Genomic DNA, 14284 nt, shown 5'->3' with positions numbered 1-14284 from the left:
GAGTGCCGGACGAGCAGAAGTCGCTCAAGAAGAAATCGAGGCAGCGGCATTCGCACCGTTTTCGCGATGTCGAATGCCGCCAGACAATCAGACCCTTTCCAGCGCCACGGCGATACCCTGCCCGACGCCGATGCACATTGTGGCGAGCGCAAGACGCTTGCCGGTCAGCGAAAGTTCGAGCGCCGCCGTACCAGCAATGCGCGCACCGGACATGCCGAGCGGATGGCCGAGCGCGATGGCGCCGCCATTGGCATTCACCCGCGCATCGTCATCCGCAATGCCGAGCTGCCTCAGCGTCGCAAGGCCCTGGCTGGCGAAAGCCTCATTCAGCTCGATTACGTCGAGCTGCTCCTGCTTCAGCCCGAGCCGGGCCAGCAGCTTTGCGGAGGCCGGGGCCGGGCCGATGCCCATGACGCGCGGCGGCACGCCGGCGGCGGCACCGCCGAGAATGCGGGCAATCGGCGTCAGACCGTATTTCTTCGCGGCCTCCGCCGATGCGACGATGAGTGCGGCCGCGCCGTCATTGACGCCGGACGCATTGCCCGCCGTCACCGTTGCGCCCTCGCGCCTGTTGACCGGCTTCAGCTTCGTCAGCGCTTCAAGGCTCGTGGCGCGCGGGTGTTCATCCTCCGACACCACCAGCGGATCGCCCTTGCGCTGCGGGATGGTCACGGACACGATTTCCCTGTCAAGACGACCATTGGCCTGCGCGTCAGCCGCCTTCTGCTGGCTGCGAACGGCGAAGGCGTCCTGATCCTCACGGGAGACCTGATAGTCAATGGCGACGTTATCACCGGTTTCCGGCATGGAATCGACGCCATATTGCGCCTTCATCAGCGGGTTGACGAAACGCCAGCCGATGGTGGTGTCGTAGATTTCGGCATTGCGCGAAAAGGCGCTCTCCGCCTTCGGCAGAACGAAAGGCGCGCGGCTCATGCTTTCCACGCCGCCGGCGATCATCAATTCCGCCTCGCCCGATTTCACGGCGCGGGCGGCGGCGATGAGGGCATCCATGCCCGAACCGCACAGCCGGTTGATCGTCGTTCCGGTCACGGAAACCGGCAGGCCGGCGAGCAGCAGCGACATGCGCGCCACGTTGCGGTTATCCTCACCCGCCTGGTTGGCGCAACCGAAGATCACATCTTCGACGGCTTCCCAGTCGACGGACGGGTTGCGCTCGACAAGCGCCTTCAGCGGCACCGCGCCGAGATCGTCGGCCCGCACCGAAGAAAGCGCGCCGCCGAAGCGGCCGATGGGCGTGCGGATATAGTCGCAGATGAATGCGTCGGTCATCGGTTTTTCCTCAAAGTTCCGGGGCGACGAGATCGGCAACCTCGCCATCGACCGCCAAAGGCGCGCCGGTCATGGCCTGCAATTCATCGAAGGTCATCGCCGGCAGTTTTTCACGCAGCACGAAACGGCCATCCACCACGTCGATGACAGCATGGCTGGTATAAATGCGGGTGATGCAGCCAACACCGGTCAGCGGAAAAGCGCATTTTTCAACGAGCTTCGGTTCGCCGTTCTTGGTCACATGTTCGGTGATGACGAAGACCTGCTTTGCGCCATGCACCAGATCCATAGCGCCGCCGACGGCCGGCACGCCCTTGGAGCCGACACGCCAATTGGCGAGATCGCCATTCTGCGCCACCTGATAGGCTCCGAGGATCGCCACATCCAGATGCCCGCCGCGCACCATGGCAAAGCTGTCGGCATGGTGGAAGAAGGCCGCACCCGGCTTCAGCGTCACAGCCTTCTTGCCGGCATTGATGAGGTTCCAATCCTCTTCGCCTTCCGGCGGCGCTTCGCCGAAATTCAGGATGCCGTTTTCGGTATGGAAGATCGCCTGACGGCCGGGCGGCTGGTAGCGCGCCACCATTTCCGGAAAGCCGATGCCGAGATTGACGTAAGCGCCATCCTCGATGTCCTGCGCCGCGCGCCATGCGATCTGGGCGTTGGAAAGCTTGATGTCTTCGCGGGTGTCGATGGTCTGGGTCATGCGTAGGCTACTCCCGCGCGAATGAGAACTTCTTCCTGTTGCGGATCGGGGATTTCCACGATGCCGTTCACGAAAATGCCGGGCGTGACGACATGCTCCGGATCGATCTCCCCGGCTGCGACGATTTTCGAGACCTGCGCGATGGTGGTCTTTGCGGCCATGCACATCAGCGGGTTAAAATTGCGGCCCGCCTTGTTGTAGGTGAGGTTGCCATAGGTATCGCCAAGCTCGGCTTTCACGATGGCGAAATCCGCCTTCAGCCAGCGTTCCTGAACGTAAGAGCGGCCGTCGAATTCCGCGATCACCTTGCCTTCGGCCAGTTCCGTGCCGAAGCCGGTGGGGGTGTAGAAGGCCGGAATGCCGGCACCGCCGGCGCGGATGCGCTCGGCAAGCGTGCCCTGCGGCACCAGTTCCAGCTCGATTTCGCCGGCCAGATACCGGTCGGTGAAAGCACGCGGATCGGAAGAGCGTGGGAAGGAGCAGATCATCTTCCTGACCATGCCGGCGTCGATCATCGCGGCGATGCCGATGCGGCCGTTGCCGGCATTGTTGTTGATGACCGTCAGGTTCTTCGGGCCCTTGTCGATCAGCGCGTGGATCAGCTCGATAGGCGCGCCGGAGCCGCCGAAACCGCCGATCATGATGGTTGCACCGTCACCGATGCCGGAAAGCGCCTCTTCCGCACTCTTGATTGTCTTGTCCATTAAAACCTCCATCCAGCCGGACGGATGGAACCCGCAAGGCTGCCTGAGCGTGAGGTAAATCCGAAACCGGCTCGACGGCAAGGATTTTGTGCGCTATATGATTTTTGTTCGTATATCGCACAAATGGAGCCGCGACATGGCTGTCAGCGAAAGAGACATGATGGGCGGTCTCGCCAAGGGATTGCGGGTAATCGAGGCCTTCAGCGCGGAGCGGCCGCGCCTGTCGATTTCCGATGCCGCCGAGATCGCCGGGCTGGACCGCGCCACCACGCGGCGCTGCCTGCTGACGCTTTCGGAACTCGGTTATGCCGCTTATGACGGCAAGTTCTTTACCGTGACGCCGAAGGTGCTGCGGCTCGGCACCGGCTGTCTGGCCACCATGCCGCTGCCGCGCATCGTGCAGCCGCTGCTCGACCGCCTTTCCGAAGAGATCGGCCAGAGCACCTCCGTTTCCATTCTGGATGAGACCGAGATTGTTTATGTCGCCCGCGCCGCGCAGCAGCGGGTCATGTCGATTGCGCTGATGCCGGGTTCGCGCCTGCCCGCCTATTGCACCTCCATGGGCCGCGTTCTTCTTTCGGCGCAGACTGCCGAGCGGCAGCGCGACATTCTCGAAGCCTCCCGGCTGGTGGCGCGCACGGAAAAGACGATCACCAGGATGGACACCCTGCTCGCCGAAATCGAGGCCACCGGCCAACGCGGTTATGCGCTGATCGATCAGGAGGTGGAGATCGGCCTTCGCTCCATTGCAGTACCGCTGAAAACCGTGCGCGGGCAGACGGTTGCCGCCCTCAATGTCGGGCTCGCCGCCTCGGTCGCCTCGATGGAAGACCTCGTGGCGCGATACCTGCCCGCCCTCCTTGCCGTTCAAGGGGAACTGGCAAGAATGCTGGTCTGAAGCGGCGCCTCCCGCGCGCCGGAATCCCCCATTTTCCGCTGCTCCGCCAGCCGCCAGGCGCGCGGGGTCATGCCGGTCTCGCGCTTGAAGAACCGGTTGAAATAGGCCGGATCGGCAAAACCCAGCCCCTCCGCAATCATCTGCACGCTGGAAACGGTAAAGATCAGCTCCTGTTGGGCGATCTCGATCTGACGTTTGGCGATCAGCCGCTGCAGGCTGAGGCCGGAAACGGAGCGGACCAGACGGTTGAGATGCGTCTCGGAAAGACCGAGCTTCTTCGCATAAAACTCCGCCTTTTGCGGCTCGCGAATATGGCGTGCAATCAGTGACAGCAAAAGTTCGAAACGCTGCTCCGCCAAACCTTCGCCGGTTCCTTCCAGGAGAGGCCGCGCCGCCCGCGCCAGAAGCGCCGTCACGATGGCCAGTTGACCTTCGATGATGGCATCCCGGCCCGTTTCGCGTGTTTCATATTCGGCGGAAATCTGTTCGAACCCGCTGCGCAGACGTTCGCCATCGGTAAAATCCCGCAACGGCAACAGGACAGGCCGCTGGAAATTCCGCAGCAGCAGCGCCTGCACCGAAGCCGGCAGGGCGCCCGGCAGCACGGTAACGATCACCCCGCCAATATCGCGCGAAAACCGAAATCCGTGCTCAAACCCCGGCGGCACGACAATGGCGACCGGCGGGCGGATCGCCCCGATACGACCATCCAGCAGCGCATCGCCCTCGCCGCCCCAAATGTACAAGATTTGCTGAAAGGCAGCGTGACGGTGCAGGCCGATTTCAAAGCGGTGCAGGCTGCTTCTGGAAAAAAGCGTCTCGCAATGAAAGCGGAAATCAGTGCCTTGCACCGCTTCTTCGCCATACAAACACTCACTCGCAGCAAGCCGCATGTTCCTTCGCTCCTCCGCACAATGGTCGGATTGTGCAATTTACCGATCAGAAAGTCCATTGAGCTTGCCGCGTCGCTTGGTCAATTTCTTGATAGGAGACAAGTTCGGGAGGAAACAATGCGCACCCAGGTCGTCATCATCGGCTCCGGCCCTTCAGGGCTTCTGCTTGGCCAGCTTCTGGCCAGAGAAGGCGTCGAGACCGTCATTCTCGACCGGGTCAGCAAGGATTACATCCTCGGCCGTGTCCGCGCCGGTGTGCTGGAAGAAGGCACGGTGCAACTCATGGAAAAGGTCGGCGCGGACAAGCGCCTGCACCGGGAAGGCCTGCCGCATGACGGTTTCTCGCTGACCTTTGACGGTCGCGACCACCGTATCGATCTCTTCGACCTGACCGGCGGCAGCCATGTGATGGTTTACGGCCAGACCGAAGTGACCCATGACCTGATGGATGTCCGCGAAGCGGCAAACCTTGTGACCATCTACGACGCCGGCAATGTCGAACCGCATGATTTCGATGGCGCCAGCCCCTATGTCACCTATCAGAAAAACGGCGCAACCCACCGGATCGATTGCGATTTCATCGCCGGCTGCGACGGCTTCCACGGGGTGAGCCGCAAATCCGTGCCTCAGGGCGCGATAAAGGAATTCGAGAAGGTCTATCCTTTCGGCTGGCTCGGCATTCTGGCCGAGGTGCCCCCCGTCAATCATGAACTCATCTATGCCAACCACCCGCGCGGTTTTGCGCTCTGTTCCATGCGCTCGCACACGCGCAGCCGTTATTACATTCAGTGTTCGCTGGAGGACCGGCCGGAGGACTGGAGCGACGAGCGTTTCTGGGACGAAATCCGCCGCCGCCTGCCGGAAAACCATGCGGATGTGATGGTCACCGGCCCGTCCTTTGAAAAATCCATCGCGCCGCTCCGGTCCTTCGTCTGTGAACCGATGCGGTTCGGAAGGCTGTTTCTGGCCGGAGACGCTGCCCACATCGTGCCGCCGACGGGCGCCAAGGGCCTCAACCTCGCCGCCAGCGATGTGCATTATCTGAGCGAGGCGCTAATCGAATTTTATCGCCACCGTTCCGAGGCCGGCATCGACGGCTATTCGCAGAAGGCGCTTTCCCGCGTCTGGAAGGCCGTGCGCTTTTCCTGGTGGATGACGACGATGATGCACCGCTTTCCCGACACAGGAGATTTCGGCCAGCGCATTCAGGAAGCGGAACTGGACTATCTCGTGCAATCGCGCGCCGCTTCGACAGCGCTTGCGGAGAATTATGTGGGGCTTCCGTATTAGGGGCTGCTCCAGACATGCGGCTTTTATCTCTACCGTTTCCACACCCGTCACCCCGGACCTGATCCGGGGTCCAGCGCGATCAAGTCATTGATCGCAAAAGACTCTTTTCACGGCGCAGACGCGCCGTGGCTGGATTCCGGCTCAAGGCCGGAATGACGGAGGAGAGGTTCTCAGACTTTTCCGACCCCCACCCTCATCTCAAGAACCGGCCTCCGCCCGACCATCCAGCAACTCGCCCGCCGCCTCGCGAATAGCCTGCATCAGCAGCGACAGCGGCAGCGAGGGCTGCGTATCGGCCCGGACCGTCAGCCCCACCGGACCGCTGGTATCGCCGGTTTCGACCGGCAGGATGGCCAGAATGCCGTCGGCCACATCCGCCGCCACGACGCCCTCCGAGATGATCCAGATCGCATCGCTGGTGCGCAGGAAAGCGCGGCCGAAGGCGTCGGACACGGTTTCGATGCGGATCGGCAGGGCCGGAACGCCGTTGGCGATCAGGAACTGCTCGACGACGGGGCCGATGACGGATTGTCTTGTCGGCATCAGCACCGGATATTCATGCAGATGGTCGAACACCGAAACACCGGGTGAGAGAAGCGGGTGGCCGGCCCGCACCACGAAGCGCACCCTTTCCGAATAGAGATGCTCGAACGAAAACCCGGCCATCTTCTGCGGCGCCGCCAGACGTCCGACGACGAGATCGAGATCGCCGACACGCAGTTGCTCCAGCAGAACGGCGTTCTCGCCCGTCACGATCTTCACCGGGCTGCCGGTCTTTTCCGCCAGAAAACCGGACATCGCCTTCGGCATAATACGGACCGACACCGTAGGCAAAGCCCCTACCCGCACCGGCGGGCCGGCGCGCGCCGCCTCCTGTGACACCGAATCGACCGCCTGGCGCAGCGCCGTCATCGTCGCGCCGGCGTGACGCAGGAACACCTCGCCATAGCGGCTGATGCGAATGCCACGTCCTTCCCGGTCAAACAGGGAAACGCCGAGAATCTCTTCAAGCTCGCGGATGGTCTTCGTCACCGCCGGCTGGCTGACATGCAGGATTTCCGCAGCGCGGATGACGCTTTTTTGCCGCGCCACCTCCACGAAAGTCTGCAGGTGCCGGAACTTGATACGCTGATCGACCATCGATCGTATAATCCACAGGTTATGATTTTCATCGATAATGTCATTTTACTTAACCGGAACGGGCTTGCAATATCATTCGCAGGAGGAGCATGCCATGCATTTTCTGCGCTGCGGCGAGACTGTGATCCATTATCGCGTCAAGGGATTGGACAGCGGCAAACCAGTCATCGCCTTCATCAACTCGCTCGGTACGGATTTCCGCATCTGGGATGCGGTCATCGAGGTACTGGGCGACGACTATGCTTACGTCCTGCACGACAAGCGCGGTCATGGGCTTTCCGATGTCGGGCGTGCCCCCTATTCGATAGACGATCATGCCGGCGACCTGATTGCGCTCCTCGATCATCTTGGCGTCAAAAACGCCGTCATCTGGGGATTGTCGGTCGGCGGTCTCATTGCGCAGGGCCTTTATGCGCGCCGGCCGGATCTCGTACGCGCATTGGTGCTCAGCAATACCGCGCATAAGATCGGCACAGCCGAAATGTGGAATGCCCGCGTCCACAAGATCGCCGCCGATGGCCTTGCCTCGCTGGTGGATCCCGTCATGGAGCGCTGGTTCACGCCCGCCTTCCGCCGTCGGGACAATGCCGCCTATGCCGGTGCCTGCAACATGCTTTCCCAGCAGCCCGAGGCCGGTTACAGCGGCACCTGTGCTGCCATTCGTGACGCGGATTTCACCGAAGAGGCAGGCCGCATCGCCGTGCCGACGCTTTGTGTTGCGGGCGATCAGGACGGCTCGACCCCACCGGAACTGGTGCAATCGCTGGCGGCTCTCATCCCCGCGAGCCGCTTCCACACCGTCGCCGGCTGCGGCCACATCCCCTGCCTTGAACAGCCGCTTGCCTACACGCAGGCAGTTGGCATTTTTCTGAAGACCTTGCCGGAGCACTGACCGATGGCGGACCATATCAACAAGAACGAACGTTTCGAACAGGGCATGAAAACCCGCCGCTCGGTGCTGGGTGACGCCCATGTCGACCGCGCGCAAACCTTGACGACGGCTTTCGACCAGCCCTTCCAGCAGCTTATCACCGAAGGGGCATGGGGCACGGTCTGGTCCGGAACCCACTTCACGAAGCGTGAGCGCTCGATCGTCACCATCGCCCTGCTGGCGGCACTGGGGCAGGATGAGGAGCTTGCCATGCATGTGCGCGCCACCCTCAATACCGGCGCCACGGAAGCGGATATTCGCGAGGCGCTGATGCATGTGGCGATCTATGCCGGCGTGCCCGCTTCCAACCATGCTTTCAAGATTGCCAAGCTTGCTCTGGCGGGTATGAAAGCTGATAGTTCCAGTGAGGAGGAGACGAAATGAGCAACCAGCCGCCCGAAACGGGACCGTTCTTCGCACGCAACCGCGATATTCACCCGCTGGCCTATGCGCCCGGCTACAAGACCTCGATCCTGCGCTCGCCGCAGCGGGCACTGATTTCGCTTGAGGGCACCAAGAGCGAGATCACCGGACCGGTCTTCGGCCACGGCATGCTGAACCCGCTGGATAACGACCTCATCCTCAACTATGCCCGCCCCGGCGAAATGCCGATCGGTCCACGTATTCTCGTTCACGGCCGAGTGCTGGACGAGCGTGGCCGCGGCGTCGATGGCGCGCTGGTGGAGTTCTGGCAGGCCAATGCCGGCGGTCGTTACCGCCACAAAAAGGAAAGCTATCTCGCCGCCATTGATCCAAATTTCGGCGGCGTCGGCCGCACCATCACGGATGAGAACGGTTATTACTGGTTCAAGACCATCCAGCCAGGCGCATATCCCTGGCCCAACGGCGTCAATGACTGGCGGCCGGCCCACATCCATTTCTCGGTCTTCGGCCATGGTTTCGCCCAGCGGCTGATTACCCAGATGTATTTCGAAGGCGATCCGCTGATCTGGAAATGTCCGATCGTCAAGACCATCCCGGATGAGGATGCCATCAAGCGGTTGATCGCACCGCTGGATATGAATGCCACACTGCCGATGGACATGTTGGCTTACAAGTTCGATATCGTGCTGCGCGGCCGCCGCTCCACCCTTTTCGAAAACCGCATGGAGGGCAACTGACCATGGTTCAGCCGCTCAACTATTTCAAGGAAACCGCCTCGCAGACGGCAGGCCCCTATGTGCATATCGGCTGCACACCCAATTTTGTCGGCATCGAAGGCGTGTTCGAAAAGGATCTCGGTTCCGGTCCCCTTTATAACGACAAGGCCCGCGGCGAACGCATCAGCGTGCGCGGGACGGTTTATGATGGCGCCGGAATGGCATTGAAGGATGCGCTGATCGAAATCTGGCAGGCCGATACCGACGGTTATTACAACAGCCCAAGCGAAACGCGCGGCAAGGCCGACCCGAACTTCATCGGCTGGGGGCGCTCGCCCGGAGACATGGATACCGGCGAATTCGTCTTCGAGACCATCAAGCCCGGCTCGGTGCCGTTCCGCGATGGCCGGCCGATGGCGCCGCACATCACCTTCTGGATCGTCGCGCGTGGCATCAACATTGGCCTGCAGACCCGCATGTATTTCCCGGAAGAACAGGAGGCGAATGCCGCCGATCCCGTTCTCGCCCGCATCGAGCAGAAAAGCCGCATCGCCACGCTCGTCGCCAAAAAAGAGGAAGGCAACGTGTATCGTTTCGATATCCGCCTTCAGGGTGAAGGCGAAACCGTGTTTTTCGATATCTGACGCATATCGCGCAAAAGAAAGCGAGCCGGACGATGAGCCTTTCCCCCTTCGAGCATCCGTTCCTGTCAGGCCTTTTCGGCGATAGCGAAATCGTCGAACTGTTCTCGGCAAGGGCTGATATTGACGCCATGGTCCGTTTCGAGACGGCTCTGTCGCAGGCGCAAGCGGAGACTGGCATCATCTCCGAGGATGTGGCGGAGGCAATCGTCTCGGGGCTTTCTGACTTCGCCGCCGATATGACCGCCCTTCGTCATGGCGTCGCGAAAGACGGCGTGGTGGTGCCTGAACTCGTGCGGCAGATGCGGGCAGCCGTCGCCGCCAAGGCGGCGGACAAGGTTCATTTCGGCGCAACCAGCCAGGATGTCATCGATACCAGCCTGATGCTCCGGTTGAAGGCTGCGGTCGAAATCATCGCTGCCCGGCTCGGCCACCTCATTGACACCCTGGGCGACCTGGCCTCCCGCGATGGCCACAACCCCTTGACGGGTTATACCCGCATGCAGGCCGCCATCGGCATCACGGTGGCCGAGCGCGCGACAAGCTGGATCGCGCCGCTTGAGCGCCACCTGCTCAGACTCGAAACCTTCGCGCAGAGCGATTTTGCCCTGCAATTCGGCGGCGCCGCCGGTACGCTGGAAAAGCTCGGCGACAATGCCGGAACAGTGCGCGCCGACCTTGCAAAACGGCTGGGCCTTGCCGACAGACAGCAATGGCAGAGCCAGCGCGACGGCATCGCCGAATTCGGCAATATTCTCTCGCTCGTGACAGGCTCACTTGGCAAGTTCGGGCAGGATATTGCGCTGATGGCCGAACTCGGCACAGAGATCCGTCTCTCCGGCGGCGGCGGTTCTTCGGCCATGCCGCACAAGCAAAACCCCGTCAATGCCGAGACACTGGTAGCGCTCGCCCGCTTTAACGCCGTGCAAATCTCCGCACTGCACCAGTCGCTTGTGCATGAACAGGAACGCTCCGGGGCAAGCTGGATGCTGGAATGGCTATCGCTCCCGCAGATGGTGACGGCGACCGGCACTTCGCTGTTGATAGCCGATCGTCTGGCGGCGCAGATAGACAAGCTGGGGACGAGCAAAGACTAGCCGGAACTACTTTGGCCTGCTCTTTAAGGTGAAGTTTAGGCGGCGAGCCGCTGCTCGATCGCAGTTCAGGCTCGTGGCAACGAGCAAGTGGAAGTACGCCACTTTAGTTATTGATAATAAACGACTTATTTGCCGATCAATAGTATTTGAAAAACGGTTCCAGGACTGCTTTTTCATCGCATGCACGACTTGACACCAAAATGAACTAACTGGTACAAACATTATTAACAAGCCCATACCCGGACGAGGAATGAGAGTTCCGGGATGAGCAGAACCGGGTGGAGGGCTTCGACGCGAAAAAGGTCGTCGAAGCAGTACGGACAGGAAAATTGCCTGTCCGAGCCCGGATGGGTTGGAGGAAGAATGTCTTACAGTCTCGATTTTTCGGCGGTCATCGAGCGTCTGCCCGAGCTGCTTTTGGCCTGTCTGGCGACAATCGGCCTGGCGATTGCCGGCATGTCGCTTGCTACCGTCATTGGCGTTCTGGGCGTCGTCGCCCGCCGTTCCCGCTTTAAGCTGCTGCGCGGGCTCGTCATCGGTTTTGTCGAAGTCATCCGCAACACGCCGTTTCTGGTGCAGATTTTCTTCATCTTCTTCGCCCTGCCGCAGATCGGTGTCAAACTTAACCCGACGGCCACGGCGATCATAGCGCTTGCCCTGAACGGCGGCGCCTATGCGATTGAAATCATTCGAGGTGGCGTCGATTCCATCCCAAAGGGCCAGGTGGAGGCAGGCCTTGCGCTGGGTCTTCATCGCGCGCAGATCTTCCGCCATATCATCCTGAAACCGGCTCTCAGGGCCGTGTATCCCTCGCTCACAAGCCAGTTCATCATGCTGACGCTGACCACGTCGGTCTGCACCTCGATTGCCGCCTATGAACTTACCTCGGTCGCTCAGAAAATCGAGGCGGATACGTTCCGGTCCTTTGAAGTCTATTTCTCGATCACGCTACTTTATCTGATCATTTCCTCGCTGATGATGGGCATTTTCGCACTCATCTCACGCACATCCTTCAGCTATCCGGTCAAGTGAGGAGAAGACAATGGCATCCATCGGCCCCAACGAACTCTTCTTCCTCATGCAGGGTCTCAAATGGACCCTTGCGCTGACCCTCATCGGTTTCATCGGCGGCGGCATCTTCGGTCTTTGCGTGGCGCTTGCCCGTGTGGCCGACAGGCCGACGGTCCAGCGGGCAAGCGCTGCGTTCATCGCCGTGTTCCAAGGCACGCCGCTTTTGATGCAGCTCTTCGTCGTCTATTACGGCGTGGCGCTTGCTGGCCTCAATGTGGATGCGTGGGTCGCGGTGGCCATCGCCTTCACCCTGCATGCCAGCGCGTTTCTGGGTGAAATCTGGCGCGGCGGCATCCAGGCGGTGCCAAAGGGTCAGACGGAGGCCGCCAACGCGCTCGGTCTTCATTATATGTCTCGAATGAAAGACGTGGTGCTGCCGCAGGCCTTCAAGATTTCGCTGCCAGCCACCATTGGTTTCCTGGTGCAGCTCATCAAGGGCACATCGCTTGCTGCCATTGTCGGCTTCGTGGAGCTCTCCCGCGCGGGCCAGATCGTCTCCAACCAGACGTTCCGCCCCCTCACCGTCTTTGCCATCGTCGGCATCATCTATTTCCTGATCTGCTGGCCGCTTTCCCTGTGGGGCGCCGGTGTTGAAAAGCGGCTGCAGGCCGCGTCCCGCTAATCAAAAATCATCTCATCAGCTTTGTAAGGAGGAGCAAAAGATGAAAACCACCACTATGAAATTCTCACGTCGTGCGATGCTCGCACTCGCGGCGGCAACGGTCGCCCTGCCTTTCGTGGCGCCGGTCGATGCCTTTGCCGGCACCGTGGAAGAAGCCAAGGCCAAGGGCAAGGTCGTCATCGGCATTCAGGGCGACAATTCGCCGTGGGGCTTCGTCAATTCCAGCGGCGTTCAGGACGGTCTCGATGCCGATATCGGCAAGGCTTTCGCCGACTATCTTGGCGTGAAGGTTGAGTTCGTACCGCTCGCTGTCGCCAACCGCATTCCGGCACTGCTGACCGGCAAGGTCGATGTCCTCTTCGCAACCATGGGCATGACCGCAGAACGCGCCAAGACCATCCAGTATTCCAAGCCCTATGCCGGTAACGTGCTCTCCGTCTATGGTCCCAAGGACAAGAAGATTGCTGGTTACGACGATCTGACCGGCGTTGCCGTCGGCGTTCCGAAGTCGAGCGCCATGGATACGGCTATCACCGCCGGCGCCGGCTCCAAGGCCAATATTCTGCGTTTTGACGATGACGCCGCCAATATCCAGGCGCTGATTTCCGGTCAGGTTGAAGTCGTCGGCGGCAACCAGTTCTACGGTGACCGCCTGAACAAGGCTGCTGATGGAAAATACGAATCGAAGTTCGACCTGACGACGCTTTACAATGGCGCCGGCACCCGCCCGGGTGAGAAAGACTGGAACGAAACCATCAACGCCTTCCTCGACAAGATCAAGTCGGATGGCCAGCTCGCCAAGATCTACGACAAGTGGATGAAGCGCGAAGTGCCTGCATTCCCGGAAAGCCTGCCTGATATCCCGTTCACCGTGAAGTGACCCTTCACCCGCGGTGCAAGATCGAAATATCGGGAAACCGATGGGAATCTTCAGACGAAAGACAGCATGCGTAATGCGCTTGCCGTCGGATTGGCAGCTTGCTGCCAATCCTGACGCCTGCGGGTGCAAGTGCCAGAACATTTGAAGAAGACGTCCCCTGCATCGTCAACTGAAACTCCTGCAAAGCATGAAGGAACGTTCCATGCCGCAATCTGCCGAACAGGCTCCGCTGATCGCCCTTGAAGGGGTTGGAAAGTGGTACGGGGCCTTCCACGCGCTTAAAAACGTCGACATGACGGTTCGCAAGGGCGAAAAAATCGTTCTTTGCGGGCCGTCCGGTTCGGGCAAATCCACGCTCATCCGCTGTATCAACCATCTGGAGGAAATCCAGGAGGGCAAGATCACGGTCGAGGGAACGACGCTGTCGGATTCCAGCCGCGCCATCGATGCGGTTCGCCGCGAAGTGGGCATGGTGTTCCAGAGCTTCAATCTCTTCCCGCACAAGACCATCATGGAAAACTGCACGCTCGCGCCCATGCGGGTGAAGGGCCTGTCGAAAGCCGATGCGGAAGCGACGGCGCGCAAATATCTGGAGCGCGTGCGCATTCTCAACCAGGCAGACAAGTACCCGGCCCAGCTTTCCGGCGGCCAGCAGCAGCGTGCGGCCATCGCCCGGGCGCTGTGCATGGAGCCGAAGGCAATGCTGTTCGATGAGCCGACCTCGGCGCTCGACCCGGAAATGGTCAAGGAAGTGCTCGACACCATGATCGGTCTTGCCCGCGACGGCATGACGATGATCTGCGTGACCCATGAAATGGGCTTTGCACGGCAGGTGGCCGACCGGGTGATCTTCATGTCGGACGGCGAGATCATCGAGGAAGGCCCGCCGGAGGAATTCTTCCGCGATCCCAAGCACCAGCGCACGCGCACGTTCCTCGGCGAAATTCTCGCCCACCACTGAGGTTCGCGCGCTCTTAAGACAGGCGGGGATAATCCCGCCTCTCCCACACCGTCCGAT

Annotated in this window: 16 protein-coding genes; 11 read left to right on the top strand and 5 right to left on the bottom strand. The window is 60.8% G+C overall.

Annotation, left to right across the window (positions count from 1 at the left end):
- Positions 1 to 87 precede the first annotated feature (87 nt).
- Genes pcaF through RAC79_RS12070 form a run of 3 tightly spaced genes read right to left on the bottom strand, consistent with a single transcriptional unit; the run spans position 88 to position 2703 of the window.
- Positions 88 to 1293, bottom strand: coding sequence for a 3-oxoadipyl-CoA thiolase (pcaF, locus tag RAC79_RS12080; protein WP_374997055.1), 1206 nt, complete (start codon positions 1291 to 1293; stop codon positions 88 to 90).
- 10 nt (positions 1294 to 1303) lie between these two features.
- On the bottom strand, positions 1304 to 1999 hold the full coding sequence (locus tag RAC79_RS12075) for a CoA transferase subunit B (protein ID WP_059758412.1): 696 nt from the start codon (positions 1997 to 1999) through the stop codon (positions 1304 to 1306).
- Positions 1996 to 2703: a 3-oxoacid CoA-transferase subunit A gene (locus RAC79_RS12070; protein WP_374997054.1), complete on the bottom strand. Its 708-nt coding sequence runs from the start codon at positions 2701 to 2703 to the stop codon at positions 1996 to 1998. Before RAC79_RS12070 ends, RAC79_RS12075 begins: the two co-directional genes overlap by 4 nt.
- A 136-nt stretch (positions 2704 to 2839) precedes the next feature.
- On the opposite strand from RAC79_RS12070, the gene RAC79_RS12065 reads away from it, so the two are divergent.
- Positions 2840 to 3601 (top strand): IclR family transcriptional regulator, encoded by a 762-nt coding sequence (locus tag RAC79_RS12065; RefSeq protein WP_374997053.1) that lies wholly within the window; start codon positions 2840 to 2842, stop codon positions 3599 to 3601.
- On the opposite strand, the gene RAC79_RS12060 is transcribed toward RAC79_RS12065, so the two are convergent.
- Complete coding sequence (locus RAC79_RS12060; RefSeq protein WP_374997052.1) at positions 3571 to 4494, bottom strand: helix-turn-helix domain-containing protein; 924 nt, start codon at positions 4492 to 4494, stop codon at positions 3571 to 3573. The genes RAC79_RS12065 and RAC79_RS12060 overlap by 31 nt on opposite strands.
- A 117-nt stretch (positions 4495 to 4611) precedes the next feature.
- On the opposite strand from RAC79_RS12060, the gene pobA reads away from it, so the two are divergent.
- The gene (gene pobA, locus RAC79_RS12055) at positions 4612 to 5784 is read left to right on the top strand and encodes a 4-hydroxybenzoate 3-monooxygenase (protein WP_374997051.1); all 1173 of its coding nucleotides are present in this window, start codon (positions 4612 to 4614) and stop codon (positions 5782 to 5784) included.
- A 198-nt stretch (positions 5785 to 5982) separates the two neighbouring features.
- Here pobA and pcaQ read toward each other — a convergent pair whose 3' ends face one another.
- Complete coding sequence (gene pcaQ / locus RAC79_RS12050; protein ID WP_374997050.1) at positions 5983 to 6924, bottom strand: pca operon transcription factor PcaQ; 942 nt, start codon at positions 6922 to 6924, stop codon at positions 5983 to 5985.
- A gap of 94 nt (positions 6925 to 7018) precedes the next feature.
- On the opposite strand from pcaQ, the gene pcaD reads away from it, so the two are divergent.
- The 9 genes from pcaD to RAC79_RS12005 all read left to right on the top strand — a co-directional run bounded on the left by pcaD (position 7019) and on the right by RAC79_RS12005 (position 14227).
- Positions 7019 to 7816 carry a 3-oxoadipate enol-lactonase gene (gene pcaD, locus RAC79_RS12045; RefSeq protein WP_374997049.1) on the top strand — a complete coding sequence of 266 codons (798 nt, stop codon included), beginning with the start codon at positions 7019 to 7021 and terminating at the stop codon, positions 7814 to 7816.
- Positions 7817 to 7819: 3 nt separating this feature from the next.
- A complete protein-coding gene (gene pcaC, locus RAC79_RS12040; protein WP_374997048.1) occupies positions 7820 to 8239 on the top strand; it encodes a 4-carboxymuconolactone decarboxylase in 420 nt (139 codons plus the stop codon).
- Positions 8236 to 8976, top strand: coding sequence for a protocatechuate 3,4-dioxygenase subunit beta (gene pcaH, locus RAC79_RS12035; RefSeq protein WP_006316548.1), 741 nt, complete (start codon positions 8236 to 8238; stop codon positions 8974 to 8976). Before pcaC ends, pcaH begins: the two co-directional genes overlap by 4 nt.
- Positions 8977 to 8978: 2 nt before the next feature.
- Entirely contained in the window at positions 8979 to 9599 is a 621-nt protein-coding gene (gene pcaG, locus RAC79_RS12030; protein WP_374997047.1) for a protocatechuate 3,4-dioxygenase subunit alpha, read from the top strand.
- Positions 9600 to 9631: 32 nt separating this feature from the next.
- The gene (locus RAC79_RS12025; protein WP_374997046.1) at positions 9632 to 10693 is read left to right on the top strand and encodes a 3-carboxy-cis,cis-muconate cycloisomerase; all 1062 of its coding nucleotides are present in this window, start codon (positions 9632 to 9634) and stop codon (positions 10691 to 10693) included.
- A gap of 363 nt (positions 10694 to 11056) precedes the next feature.
- Complete coding sequence (locus RAC79_RS12020) at positions 11057 to 11725, top strand: amino acid ABC transporter permease (RefSeq protein ID WP_144576432.1); 669 nt, start codon at positions 11057 to 11059, stop codon at positions 11723 to 11725.
- A gap of 10 nt (positions 11726 to 11735) precedes the next feature.
- Positions 11736 to 12386 carry an amino acid ABC transporter permease gene (locus RAC79_RS12015; RefSeq protein ID WP_374997045.1) on the top strand — a complete coding sequence of 217 codons (651 nt, stop codon included), beginning with the start codon at positions 11736 to 11738 and terminating at the stop codon, positions 12384 to 12386.
- Positions 12387 to 12426: 40 nt separating this feature from the next.
- Positions 12427 to 13266 carry a transporter substrate-binding domain-containing protein gene (locus RAC79_RS12010; protein WP_063946986.1) on the top strand — a complete coding sequence of 280 codons (840 nt, stop codon included), beginning with the start codon at positions 12427 to 12429 and terminating at the stop codon, positions 13264 to 13266.
- A 202-nt stretch (positions 13267 to 13468) separates the two neighbouring features.
- Complete coding sequence (locus tag RAC79_RS12005; RefSeq protein WP_374997044.1) at positions 13469 to 14227, top strand: amino acid ABC transporter ATP-binding protein; 759 nt, start codon at positions 13469 to 13471, stop codon at positions 14225 to 14227.
- Positions 14228 to 14284 lie beyond the last annotated feature (57 nt).

The sequence above is a fragment of the Agrobacterium sp. LR_9 genome (assembly GCF_041954855.1).
Taxonomy (GTDB): domain Bacteria; phylum Pseudomonadota; class Alphaproteobacteria; order Rhizobiales; family Rhizobiaceae; genus Agrobacterium; species Agrobacterium leguminum.
Note: the sequence above shows the minus strand (reverse complement) of the source record. Positions and strands in the feature narration are given on the sequence as shown.

Bases quoted from the DNA above. Each gene is read 5' to 3' on its own strand.
- RAC79_RS12075 (WP_059758412.1), bottom strand. From the start codon at position 1,999: ATGACCCAGACCATCGACACCCGCGAAGACATCAAGCTTTCCAACGCC.
- pcaF (WP_374997055.1), bottom strand. From the start codon at position 1,293: ATGACCGACGCATTCATCTGCGACTATATCCGCACGCCCATCGGCCGC.
- RAC79_RS12005 (WP_374997044.1), top strand. From the start codon at position 13,469: ATGCCGCAATCTGCCGAACAGGCTCCGCTGATCGCCCTTGAAGGGGTT.
- RAC79_RS12025 (WP_374997046.1), top strand. From the start codon at position 9,632: ATGAGCCTTTCCCCCTTCGAGCATCCGTTCCTGTCAGGCCTTTTCGGC.
- RAC79_RS12060 (WP_374997052.1), bottom strand. From the start codon at position 4,494: ATGCGGCTTGCTGCGAGTGAGTGTTTGTATGGCGAAGAAGCGGTGCAA.
- pcaH (WP_006316548.1), top strand. From the start codon at position 8,236: ATGAGCAACCAGCCGCCCGAAACGGGACCGTTCTTCGCACGCAACCGC.
- RAC79_RS12065 (WP_374997053.1), top strand. From the start codon at position 2,840: ATGGCTGTCAGCGAAAGAGACATGATGGGCGGTCTCGCCAAGGGATTG.
- RAC79_RS12020 (WP_144576432.1), top strand. From the start codon at position 11,057: ATGTCTTACAGTCTCGATTTTTCGGCGGTCATCGAGCGTCTGCCCGAG.
- RAC79_RS12015 (WP_374997045.1), top strand. From the start codon at position 11,736: ATGGCATCCATCGGCCCCAACGAACTCTTCTTCCTCATGCAGGGTCTC.
- RAC79_RS12010 (WP_063946986.1), top strand. From the start codon at position 12,427: ATGAAAACCACCACTATGAAATTCTCACGTCGTGCGATGCTCGCACTC.
- RAC79_RS12070 (WP_374997054.1), bottom strand. From the start codon at position 2,703: ATGGACAAGACAATCAAGAGTGCGGAAGAGGCGCTTTCCGGCATCGGT.
- pcaQ (WP_374997050.1), bottom strand. From the start codon at position 6,924: ATGGTCGATCAGCGTATCAAGTTCCGGCACCTGCAGACTTTCGTGGAG.
- pobA (WP_374997051.1), top strand. From the start codon at position 4,612: ATGCGCACCCAGGTCGTCATCATCGGCTCCGGCCCTTCAGGGCTTCTG.
- pcaC (WP_374997048.1), top strand. From the start codon at position 7,820: ATGGCGGACCATATCAACAAGAACGAACGTTTCGAACAGGGCATGAAA.
- pcaD (WP_374997049.1), top strand. From the start codon at position 7,019: ATGCATTTTCTGCGCTGCGGCGAGACTGTGATCCATTATCGCGTCAAG.
- pcaG (WP_374997047.1), top strand. From the start codon at position 8,979: ATGGTTCAGCCGCTCAACTATTTCAAGGAAACCGCCTCGCAGACGGCA.